General features: G+C 54.7%; 9 protein-coding genes. All 9 read left to right on the forward strand.

Going from position 1 to position 11,723, the window contains the following annotated elements; all coding sequences use genetic code 11:
• Positions 1-87: 87 nt before the first annotated feature.
• The 9 genes from AC0YOB_RS01495 (at position 88) to AC0YOB_RS01535 (ending at position 11,693) form a co-directional block, all read left to right on the forward strand.
• On the forward strand, positions 88-2,811 hold the full coding sequence (locus AC0YOB_RS01495) for an alpha-L-rhamnosidase (RefSeq protein WP_475791239.1): 2,724 nt from the start codon (positions 88-90) through the stop codon (positions 2,809-2,811).
• A gap of 20 nt (positions 2,812-2,831) precedes the next feature.
• Positions 2,832-5,027 carry a heparinase II/III family protein gene (locus AC0YOB_RS01500; protein ID WP_475791240.1) on the forward strand — a complete coding sequence of 732 codons (2,196 nt, stop codon included), beginning with the start codon at positions 2,832-2,834 and terminating at the stop codon, positions 5,025-5,027.
• A gap of 45 nt (positions 5,028-5,072) precedes the next feature.
• A complete protein-coding gene (locus AC0YOB_RS01505; protein WP_475791241.1) occupies positions 5,073-5,894 on the forward strand; it encodes a phytanoyl-CoA dioxygenase family protein in 822 nt (273 codons plus the stop codon).
• Between the two features lie 128 nt (positions 5,895-6,022).
• Positions 6,023-6,448 (forward strand): DUF1284 domain-containing protein, encoded by a 426-nt coding sequence (locus AC0YOB_RS01510; RefSeq protein WP_475791242.1) that lies wholly within the window; start codon positions 6,023-6,025, stop codon positions 6,446-6,448.
• A 343-nt stretch (positions 6,449-6,791) separates the two neighbouring features.
• The gene (locus AC0YOB_RS01515) at positions 6,792-7,601 is read left to right on the forward strand and encodes an HAD-IIA family hydrolase (RefSeq protein WP_475792278.1); all 810 of its coding nucleotides are present in this window, start codon (positions 6,792-6,794) and stop codon (positions 7,599-7,601) included.
• The gene (locus tag AC0YOB_RS01520; RefSeq protein WP_475791243.1) at positions 7,598-8,746 is read left to right on the forward strand and encodes a sn-glycerol-1-phosphate dehydrogenase; all 1,149 of its coding nucleotides are present in this window, start codon (positions 7,598-7,600) and stop codon (positions 8,744-8,746) included. The genes AC0YOB_RS01515 and AC0YOB_RS01520 overlap by 4 nt, the downstream gene beginning before the upstream one ends.
• 212 nt (positions 8,747-8,958) lie before the next feature.
• Positions 8,959-9,720 carry a DeoR/GlpR family DNA-binding transcription regulator gene (locus tag AC0YOB_RS01525; RefSeq protein WP_475791244.1) on the forward strand — a complete coding sequence of 254 codons (762 nt, stop codon included), beginning with the start codon at positions 8,959-8,961 and terminating at the stop codon, positions 9,718-9,720.
• Positions 9,721-9,769: 49 nt separating this feature from the next.
• The gene (locus tag AC0YOB_RS01530) at positions 9,770-10,825 is read left to right on the forward strand and encodes an ABC transporter ATP-binding protein (protein WP_475791245.1); all 1,056 of its coding nucleotides are present in this window, start codon (positions 9,770-9,772) and stop codon (positions 10,823-10,825) included.
• The gene (locus tag AC0YOB_RS01535) at positions 10,815-11,693 is read left to right on the forward strand and encodes a carbohydrate ABC transporter permease (protein WP_475791246.1); all 879 of its coding nucleotides are present in this window, start codon (positions 10,815-10,817) and stop codon (positions 11,691-11,693) included. Before AC0YOB_RS01530 ends, AC0YOB_RS01535 begins: the two co-directional genes overlap by 11 nt.
• The last annotated feature ends 30 nt before the right edge of the window (positions 11,694-11,723 follow it).

An 11,723-nucleotide genomic window follows, 5' to 3' on the forward strand; every position in this document is an offset into this window, starting at 1 on the left:
AGTGCCGTGAGACCGCTGACTTCTTAAGCGGTCTCTTCGCATCGAAGCACGGTGAAGAAGAGAATCAGGCTGAAGGAGGAAAAGCGAATGGTTTTGCATGCATATAATCTCCGCGCCGAATACCTGCTGAACCCGGCCGGAATCGATGTCCCGGAGCCGAGGCTCGGCTGGATGCTGGATTCAGCCGGGCGCGGCTCGGGCCAAACCGCTTACCGCATTCTGGCGGCATCAAGCCGGCAGCAGCTGGACCAGGATACCGGAGATATGTGGGACAGCGGCAGGGTCCAGTCGGATCTGTCGAATCCCATTCCATATGAAGGCCGGGAGCTGGCTTCCGGCTGCGAATATGTATGGAAAGTGAAGGTCTGGGATCAGGCAGGGCAGGAATCGCCATGGAGCAGGACGGCCCATTGGTCCATGGGACTGCTCTCCCGCAAGGAATGGCAGGGCAAATGGATCGGTCTGAAATCAGGCCATCAGCCGACTCATGAACGGCCCAAGCCGGCCGTTTATCTGCGCGGAACCTTCGAGGCCCGCCGGCAGATACGGAAAGCGGTGCTGTATGCGGCGGCTCTTGGCGCTTACGAGCTCTATATCAATGGAAGCCGCATCGGGGAAGACATCCTCGCGCCGGAATGGACGGATTACAATATCCGCCTCCAGTACCAGGCTTACGATGTGACCGCAGCGCTTGCCGGCGGCGAGAATGCGCTGGGTGTTCTGCTCGGACATGGCTGGTATTCCGGCTATATCGGCATGTATGGCTACCAGCGCTACGGCAAGGATCCGCGCATTCTGCTGCAGCTGAATGTGGACTATGAAGACGGTTCTTCGCAATCGGTCGTTTCCGGGCCCTCATGGAAGGCTTCGTTCGGTCCGCTGCTGGCAACCGATTTTCATATGGGGGAGACTTATGACGCCCGGCTTGAAATGCCCGGATGGGAGGACCGGGGCTATGATGATTCGGTCTGGAGCAAAGCGGATATTTTCTACGATTATAAAGGCCGGATCGTATCGGGTCTGTGTCCGCCAATCCGCAGTGTGAAGAAGCTTGCGCCTGTGTCAATGACGGTGACGGAAAGCGGCAGCCGGATCGTGGATATGGGTCAGAACATGGTAGGTTACCTGCGGATTCTAACGCGCGGGAAAACCGGAATCACCATTATACTGCGTCATGGGGAAGCTCTGGATGCGCAAGGCAGACTCTATACGGAGAATCTTCGTCTATCCAGGCAGATTGACACTTATGTGCTGAAGGGCAGTCCGGAGGGGGAGATTTATGAGCCTCATTTTACGCTGCATGGATTTCGTTATGCGGAAATAAGCAGCGATGATGACGGGGAGCTGGAGCTTACGGATATTACCGGTATTGTGGTCCATTCAGACCTTGCTCAAACCGGGTTCATGGATACGTCCAATCCGCTGCTCAACCAGCTGCTGCAAAATATTGAATGGACTCAGCGGGGCAACTTCGTCAGTGTGCCGACCGACTGCCCGCAGCGGGATGAACGACTTGGCTGGAGCGGGGATGCCCAGGTATTCTTCCGGACGGCCAGCTATCTGATGGACACCGCCCCTTTCTTCAGCAAATGGCTGACGGACTTGACTGATGCGCAGCGGCCGACGGGAGCTTTTACGGATTTTGCCCCGTTTATCGCGGGCGGCAAAACAGAGCATGGCGGGGATATGACCTATGATCACACAGCCTCTGCCGGATGGGGAGACGCAGGCATTCTCGTTCCCTGGATGATGTATCAGGTTTATGGAGATGCAGCCATCATCAAGCGGCACTATGATGCCATGACCCGCTGGATCGGGTTCCTGAGCGACCTGCATCCCGGTCATCTGCGCGGGGATCTGCCGCAGTTCGGCGATTGGCTCTCCATGGCGGAAGCGCGGGGAGCAGATGATTATCCCAATACCTCCATCCATTCCACGACCCCTTATGATGTCTTCGCGACGGCCTATTATGCCTACTCGGTGCAGCTGATGGCGCGAATGGCCTCCCTGATTGGAAAAGCCGAAGACGCCTCGCGGTTTGAAAAGCTGCATACCGAAGTAAGAGCGGCTTTTAATGACGCTTATGTGAATGGAGAAGGGAAGATCAAAGGAGATACGCAGTCGGTTTACGCGCTGGCTTTATCCATGAATCTGCTGCCGGAGGAGAAAAGGGCGTATGCGGTCAACCGCCTTCTGCACCTGCTGGAAGAGAGTGATTGGCATATGTCGACAGGCATTCATGGCACCAAATATCTGCTGACGGTGCTGGTGGAGGCCGGTCACGAGGAAATTGCTTACCGGCTGCTGAACCAGCAAAGCTATCCGTCCTGGTATTATTCCATTTTGCAGGGCGCGACGACGATCTGGGAACGCTGGGATGGCTGGACGGAAGCGAAGGGTTTTCAAAGGCCGGGAATGAATTCCTTCAATCATTATGCACTGGGTTCTGTAGGCGAATGGATCTACCGGTTCGTCGGCGGGATTGATCTGGATGAGGAGCAGCCGGGCTATAAGCATATCCGTATTCATCCCCTAATTGGCGGCGGGCTTGATTATGTGAACTGCCTCTACGAATCCGTCCGGGGACCGATCGTCTGCAATTGGCGGGTCAACGGATCGGAGCTGCATATGCATGTCCGCATTCCTGCCAACACGACCGCGACTATACGGATTCCACGGCTTCCGGGGCAGCAGGTGCTTGAGAATGGAGCGGAACTGGAGCAGGCCGAGGGCATTGCCGTTGCCGGAGAACAGCCGGATCATCTTCTTCTGCATGCGGGATCGGGACAATATCAGTTTGTTGTATCTTAACTTGAAGAGAGGAGCCTGGTATGAACAAGCAAACGTATCTGGACTACATCAAGAAGGCGGTTCTGGAGGGGAGGAAGCAGTACGAGGCCGCTATTTCGCATTGGCGGGAATCGTATCGTCCCGACCAGTTTCTCGGCATGTACATCCCTCCGGGAAACCTGGCTATCCAGGCGCAGACTGAAGGTTTTCTGTATCATATTACCGGCGAGAAAGAGTACGGGGTGCAGGCAAGACAAATGCTGCTCGCCATCGAGTCGTTCAAGGAGATTGTGCCGGACTCTCTCCGGGACCGCCATCCGGAATATGAGAAGGGTATTACATCGTTTGATCCAATGTTCCAGGGGACCCATTACATCCAGGGGTATTTGTTTATGAAGGATTCGGCGCTGCTCTCCCGGGAGGACAAGCGCCAGATAGAGGATTCCATCCGCAGCTCCGTGCAAGCCGTCATGCATTATCCGGAGTGGGGGGCGCACAACCGCTCCATGCTTCGGGCCTTCACGGTTTCTCTGGCGGTTGCGGCGCTGGGCGATACGGAAGAAACGCGGGAATGGGCGAAGCTTCGCGATTACCTGGCCCAGGAGTCCATGGGCGGCTGGTCCATCGAGGATGCCGAGCTGTATTTGCCTCTGTGGCTTGGATCCTGCATAATGGTTGCGCAGCATACAGACAAGGAAGCGGACTATTATGCGAAGCCGCAGACAAGGTATTATTTTGATTACATCACGCATATCTTGACGCCCTATGGTCAGCTGCCGGATTTCGGAGACGCCCATTACAATTCGTTCTGGTATTTGTGGCTGGCCTGTCTGGAGAAAGGGGCTGCCGTATACAGATGCGGTCATATGAAATATGCCGCCCGCAAAATCTGGGACCATGCGCTGTCCCATCAGGAGGGGCCGCCCTCGGTCTATCTTGCCGCTTATTTCTCAAACGCCTGTCTCTGGGCGGATGACGGGCTTGAGCCGGTCAAGCCGGATTGGCAGAGCGAGCTGGTGCTGGAGGATGTGATCGGGAAGAAAATCGCCTTCCGCGACGGCTGGGAAGAGGATTCCACGTATCTCCTGCTTAACTACCGCGATGAAGGCGATTATGCCTATGTCGCCAGGGAATATTTGCGGCGGACGATTCAGGCGCCGGCGGAAAAGGCTCACCATGGACATGCGGATGAGAATTCCATCGTGTTTTTTGCCCGCGGGCCGCATATTTTATTACATGACGGCGGATACCGCGATTCCGCTCCCAATGGCAAATACCGCGCCGATATTTATCATAACCGGCTGGTGTTCAGGGAAGGGGAGCGGGATGCGGACGGCTCCCTCTATGATTTTATCCACGATGACGGTACGTACAGGCGTGTGGCAGCGGAAAAGCTGCATTTTCAGACCTTCGAGGAGCTGGTATACAGCCGGACCCGGGTGACGGATCCCTATCACGGTGTGATATGGGACCGGGCGATGACCTATTTGAAGGAGGAAGGCGTATTCATTGTGGTGGATTGGACGAAGTCGCTGGGCAGCCGGCAGCTCAGTACGGCCAATCTGTGGCATCCGGGCGCGGTGCTGGAGGCCGGCGATGGCTGGTATACCGGTCAGGTGCAGCATATCCACCAGCATCCTGGCGACACAAATCCCATCATCAACCGGAAGGAGCTGGCACTGCTGATCGAGTTCCCGGGAAGCGGCCGGCAGACGGGGCACGAGACGATCCGCAGATGTTATGCGGACAGTGAGATGGTCTACGAACTGGACAGCAGCCGGGTCCGGGCCGGAACGATGAACTGCTTTGTCACGGTGCTTACCCCTTTCGCACTGGATGAGCAATCGGCCCGGCTGATGCGCAGGGTGAAGATCATCCGGCTCACGCAGGAGAAGGATTGCTTATCGCTTCAATATGAGGCGGATGGCAGGACTTGTCATCTGGCATACAAGCTGGATCTGGATAAGGGGCTGATCAGCGGAAGCAGGGATTTTCCCAAATACGAATGGGACCGGAGCAGGCTGGATTACGGTCTGATCCATACCGATGCCGATTTTTCCTTTGTCCGCCAGGGGCCGTCAGGACCGGGCCGGTATGGCTTCGTCAACGGCTGCGGCATTTTATATGATGGAGCTTCCTTGTTCAGAACGCCGCAGATGTCTTCCTATCAGTTCCACAGCTCATCCTTTCGTACGGCCGACCATAAATGGAGAGCCTGGGACGGGAGCTTCGGCTGATGCAGTAAGGGGCAACAGGCAAAAGGGTGAATGGAGGGTGATTGAATGTCAGCGGGAAACGACAGGTATTACTTGAGCGAAGCGGAAAAAAAACAGTTCCATGAAGAAGGTTATCTGATCGCCAAAGGCTTGTTTCAGCCAGACGAGGTTGCCGAGATTAAAGAGACGTTCATGCGCATACAGGCAGAAGGCGTGCTTCCCGGATATTTCGAGCCCGCTTCGCCGGAGGAGGCCAAGGGCGATCCGCTGAAGCTGTTTCCGCGGATTTTGTATCCGCACAGGGTAATCGGCAGAGCCAAGAGCTATATGCTGCATCCTCCGGTCATGGCTTTGCTGAAGGAGCTGTTCCAGGAAGAGGCGTTGGCGGCGCAGAGCATGTTCTACTTCAAACCGCCCGGCGGCAGAGGGCAGGCGCTGCATCAGGACAATTACTATTTGCGCGTGGAGCCCGGGACGTGCATTGCAGCCTGGACCGCGATCGATCCGGTTGATCAGGAGAACGGCGGTCTGGTTATCGTACCCCGGACGCAGAATCTGGATATCGAATGTCCGCATGAGGCGGATCCGGCGCTTTCCTATTTTCGCGATGAGGTCAATCTGCCGGAGGGCGGCAGGATTGTGCCTGTGGACATGGATGCGGGCGATGTGCTGTTTTTCAATGGCAGCACCATTCACGGATCGTATCCCAACCGGTCTCTTGACCGTTTCCGGCGTTCTTTTATTTGTCATTATGTCGGGTCGTCCACGCTTCGCATCGGCCATCATATCCATGATGATTTATATAATGGGCAGGGAGAGGTCGTTAACAGGGCGAAAACAGAAAGTCCGGGAGCTTGCGGGAATGAATTTGAAGGAGCTCCGCACTGAATACTGTTGATAGTTTTCGAAAAGGCCTCACCTGCTGCGGCTCCCAGATAAATTCCATGTGATAGGTTAACCTCTCTTCTGTTATAATGGTTAACATATGAATAATCATGGCAGGGGAGTTGGGGACGATGGCGATCCGATTGCGCGGACATCACTTGCTATGTCTTCTCGGGTATCGGGGCATGGGCTATTCTGCGGATTTCTGCGCGAATATGACAGCTATATATGAGACTTTGCGGACCGAGCCGGAATCAGTGGTGGAGCTTGTAACCGGTCCGGACGACATCTGCCGGGCGTATCCGCCGGACGAATTGAATCATTGCAGGGGAACCGTTCATCAGCTGGATGATGCCGTTCTGGCCAAGCTTGGGTTTAAGCCGGGAGAGAGCCTCAGCTGGCGGGAAGTATGCGACCGGATATCGCAAAAGGTGGTGCCGGCGGATATCGGCCATTTGTGCGCGAGCTGTCCTTGGCAATCCTATGGCGTCTGTCAGGAAGGCGTACAATATATAGCGGAAGGCATGCCTCTGCCCGCCGCTATCAATCCGCAATGACCGCAAATATAAAAACGGCTGATTAATCGCGCAATACAAAGCTGCACAGACGCGCACACTTAATTTGCATAAACACGCAGTGATGAACCGAAGCAGATTGGGGCTTCGGTTTTTTTATTGCGTCCGGAAAGGCAGGCGTGCTGCACGCTGAAGACCATGAGGGATGGCGGCCGGAACAAATTTACATATTCTAAACATGCTGATGACATTCGCATAACAGTATAACTTTATAGTGAACCTGAGCAAAAGAGTGCATAAGTAAGCAGAAAATACGCTTGAATCTGCGCAAATGGAAGGATTATGCAGATGGCAAGCCATGCTCGTGAAAGGCTGGAAACGGATGATGAAAACAAGCATAGAGGGATTTGTTATTGATTTGGACGGGACGGTTTATAAGGGCTCGAATTTGATCGATGGAGCAGCAGAAGCTGTCGCCATGCTGAAACAACTCGGCAAGCGCATCGTCTTTCTGAGCAATCGGGGGAATATCTCCCGGAAAATGTGCCATGACAAGCTTGGCAGGCTTGGTCTTGATATCGGCGAGGAGGAAATCCTTCTGACCTCGACGGTAACAGCCCGGTTTCTCAAGGACTATTACGAAAGCTCCCCCGTGTGGGTATTGGGCGATCAAGGTTTGAAGGATGAATTGGAGGCTGGGGATATTCTGATGGCGGAGAGGCCGGAGCTTGCGGAGTGGCTGGTTATTACCCTCCACGAGACATTAACCTATGAGGAGTTGAATGATGCCTTTCGCGCGGTGAGGCATGGCGCCAGAATTATCGCGACGAACGCAGACAAGACGTTTCCGCGGGATGACGGCGACTCCATCGATGTGGCCGGAATGATCGGGGCGATTGTATCGGCAACAGGAAGAGAGGTCGATATCGTGATCGGCAAACCCTCGCAGCTGATGGCGGAAGCCGCATTGAACGTTCTGCAGCTTCCGCCCGAGCGCTGTCTCGTAATCGGAGACAGTCTGGAGTCGGATATCCGGCTGGGCAAGAAAGCAGGCATGCAAACCGCGCTGGTTCTGACGGGCTCGGTGAGCATGGAGGAAGCGGAGGCGAGCCATATTCAGCCGGACTGGATCTGGCCCTCGCTGGCCGATGTGAAATCCATTCTGGCCCCGGCGGAGAAGGGATTACAACGATGACGGAACTGGATCTGATTCGAATTCATCCCGGCGCTGCCTTGGAGGTTGCTGCCTACCTGGAACAGAAATCGCACCATCAGGTGGTTCTCGCTGCCGACCTGGCAACTTATAAGGCGGCGGGCGAGGCATTGGCTTCATCGCTCACGCGGTCGGGCATTAAGGTCCACATTACCTTCATCAAGCCGGATGCCCAGGATGATGTGATCGCCGATGAAGCGTCGCTCATTCAGCTGATTCTGGATATTCAACGCCATCATGCACAGGCAGTCATAGCGGTAGGCGGAGGGACCCTGCATGATATTGTCCGTTATTCCGCTTATACCACAGGGATTCCTTTTATCTCCGTGCCGACGGCTCCGTCCGTGGACGGGTTCAATTCCAAGGGAGCCCCGATCATCATCAGGGGCGAGAAAAAAACGATTCCGGCCATCGGTCCGGATGCGATCTTTGCCGATCTCGACATCCTGGTCGAGGCGCCGCCTGCCATGGTGGCTGCAGGCTTCGGCGATATGCTGGGCAAATACACTTCATTGTTCGATTGGCGGTTCGGAGCGATTACCGCCGGCGAGCCCTATCTGCAAGCCGCTGCGGATAGGACGCGATCCGCCCTTATGGAATGCGTCAATCATGCACAGCTTATTGCAGGCAGGCAGCAGGAAGGCATTCAGATTCTGATCCGCTCCCTGATCGATTCCGGGCTTGCCATGCTGCAGTTCGGTCAATCCCACCCGGCATCAGGGGCGGAGCATCATCTCTCGCATTATTGGGAAATGGAATATATCCGCCTTGGCCGCAGGCAGCTGCTGCACGGCGCCAAAGTAGGCGTCGCCTGCATGGAGATCAGCCAGCTGTACCACAAGCTTGCGGAAGAGGGACCGGAGCTGTGGCACAGGAATAATGCGGGGGAGCATGCGAACCAAAGCAGGCGAATTATAGCCGGATGGAGCGAAATTACGCAGGAGATCGCACAGATCCCGCCTGCGGGGGCGCTCAAAGAGTTATTGCGGCAGGTTGGCGGCCCGCTGTCCGTGGAGGAGCTCTCCGTAAGCAGGGAGCTGCTTGAACGCAGCCTGCGCGAAGCCCATCAGGTCAGGCCTGAACGCCGCACGCTGCTCAAGGCTTACAATGAACTGGGAATCCGTTGACTAAACGGTTGAGCAGGCGGAATTGCTTCTGCATGCGCAGTTAGGCCTTCTATGCGGACTCCCAGGATTTGCTCCCTTATCCTTACATGATCTTCATATGGATTTAACCTTCGTTTGATAGTCCATCCCTATAATCAAAATGAACGAATTTACGCAACAGTGGATATAAACAAGCATTATAGTGAATGAACTTGCATGGGGAGGGACCTCGTTTGTTGGCAGCAGAGAGAAAAATGAGAATTGTGGAATATGTCCGGCTTCATAACAGCTCAACGATCAGTACGCTCGCCGGCGTATTTGGTGTCCATGAAGCGACAATAAGGCGCGACCTGGCCGAGATTGAGCAGGAGGGCAAGCTGAAGAGAACCCATGGCGGGGTTATCGTGGAGCAGTGGACGCATGACGAGCCTTCCTTCAACGAACGGTCAACCCAGAATCTGGAGCAGAAAATGAGAATCGGCAAAATGGCAGCAAGTCTCGTGGAGGACGGGGATCACATAATTATCGATTCCGGAACCACGACGCAGTATATTGCCAGAAATCTGGTGCACCGCTCGGATATTACGGTGGTGACCAACGATATGAATGTGGCCGCAGAGCTGCGGGATGCGCCCCGGATCAAAGTGATTCTGACAGGCGGAGAGCTGTATCCCTCCAGCTATATGCTGAACGGCATGTTCACGGAGCATGTGCTGCGTTCGCTGCATGCCCTCAAGGCATTTATCGGTACGCCGGCTCTGCATCCGCAGCACGGTCTGATGCATCCGGAGGCGCAGCTGGTTCCCGCCAAGCAGGCGATGATCCGGGCAGCGCGGGAAATCTTCGTCGTTACGGACGACAGCAAAATAGGCAAGCCCGCGCTTCATACCGTAGCGCCCAACAGCGCCATTCATACGCTGATTACCGGTAAGGAAGCGCTGGAGCAGGATCTTAAGCTCTTTCGCGATGCGGGCATAACCGTGTATACCGTCTGATTCGGTCGAGCCATTACCTGAAATATATTTTGCAAGGAGGCATCAGCCCTTGGCGTCCATAGAATTTGTCCGCGTGAGCAAGCAGTTCGAGAAGAACGTCGTCATTAAAGATCTGGACCTGAAAATTGAGGATGGCAAATTCACCGTGCTGGTCGGTCCTTCCGGCTGCGGGAAGACAACCCTGCTGCGCATGATTGCGGGCATTGACCCCCAGTCCTCCGGCTCGGTGCTGATTAACGGCAAGGATGTAACGCGAATTGCCCCCGGCCAGCGGGGAGTGGCGATGGTTTTCCAGAATTATGCCATTTATCCCACTATGTCGGTGAGAGAGAATATCGAGTTTGGGCTGAGGAACAACAAGGTGCCCAAAACGGAAAGAACAGAGCTGGTGGAGACCATCAGCGCAACGGTAGGCCTTGCCGAATATCTGGACCGCAAGCCGTCCACCTTGTCAGGCGGGCAGCGCCAGCGGGTTGCCCTGGCCCGGGCGATGGTGAAGAAGCCGTCGGTTTTCCTGATGGACGAGCCCCTTTCCAACCTGGATGCGAAGCTCAGGGTGCAGATGCGCATTGAGCTGATCGAGCTGCACAAGAAGCTCGGCACCACCTTTGTTTATGTGACGCATGACCAGGTCGAGGCGATGTCGATGGCCGATACAATTGTGCTCATGAACAAAGGGACCATTCAGCAGGAGGCTCCGCCGGATGTGATGTACCGCCAGCCGAACAATCTGTTTACCGCTCAATTTATCGGCGTTCCGCCGATGAATGTGGGAGAGCTTGGCAGGGGCGGAGTGAAATTCGGCTTCCGCCCGGAGAGCGCGGAGCTGACCCTTGAGCACTCCGGGCTTCATTACGCCGCAAGAGGCAGAATCATCACCAGAGAGATGCTGGGCTCGGAGACGATTTATCAGGTGAGATGCGGCCAGCATGCTTTTATGATCAAATGCGTGGAAGACCGATTCACTGTTGATCAAGACGTGCATCTGGGCGTAGCAGCAGATAAATTGGTATTCTTCGAAGCGGACGGAAGCCGCATCGGCACGGAGCACGCCTTGTTCAAGGATCATCTGGAGGCGCTGCGAGGTATTCCGCATGGAGCATAAAACGATAGGGCAGAGGCTGCGTCCCTATGCCATGATTGCGCCAGCGATGCTCGGTATTGCCTTGTTCGTTATTTATCCGATGCTCTATCTGATATATCTGAGCTTCTTCAAATACAATCTGATGAACAAGGCCAAGAGCAAATTTATCGGTCTTGACAACTACAGCGAGATTTTCAGCCGGGGGGACTTCTACAAAGCCTTGGGCAATACCGCTCTATATACCCTTGGCGTTGTAGTGCTGACATTGCTCATTGCCCTGCTCATCGCCGTGTGGCTGAGCAAGAAAAGCAAGTTTAACGCAATTGTCCAGGCCGGCATCTTCACCCCGCATATCGTCTCTATCGTGTCGGTATCGCTGATCTGGCTGTGGATTATGGAGCCTAACCTGGGCATGCTCAATTATTTGCTGAAGGCGGTTGGACTGCCGACGTCGCAGTGGCTGCAAAGCTCGAAGACGGCGCTTATCTCGGTCATTATCGTATCGGTGTGGCAGGGAATCGGTTATTACACCTTGATTATCGTAGCTGCCCTGCAAAGCATCACGCCCAGCATCTATGAGGCGGCTGCGCTCGATAATGCCGGCAAATTCAAGGTGTTCTACAAAATCACCCTGCCGCTTATTTCACCGCAGCTGTTTTTTATTCTGGTAATCATGACAATTGGCTCCTTTAAAGTATTTGATACGGTGCAGGTGATGACCGGAGGCGGTCCCAACGACGCAACCAATACGATCGTCTATTATATTTACAGCTTCCGGACCACGAATATCGGTTATTCCTCGGCAACCGGCGTGGTTCTGATGGCGATTATTGCCCTGCTCACCTTCATTTACTTCCGTTTATTGTCCAAAAGGGTTCATTTTCAATAAACCGGCGGCTTATAAACCTGAAACGCAAAG

It is taken from the genome of Paenibacillus sp. JT31N17, assembly GCF_056269255.1.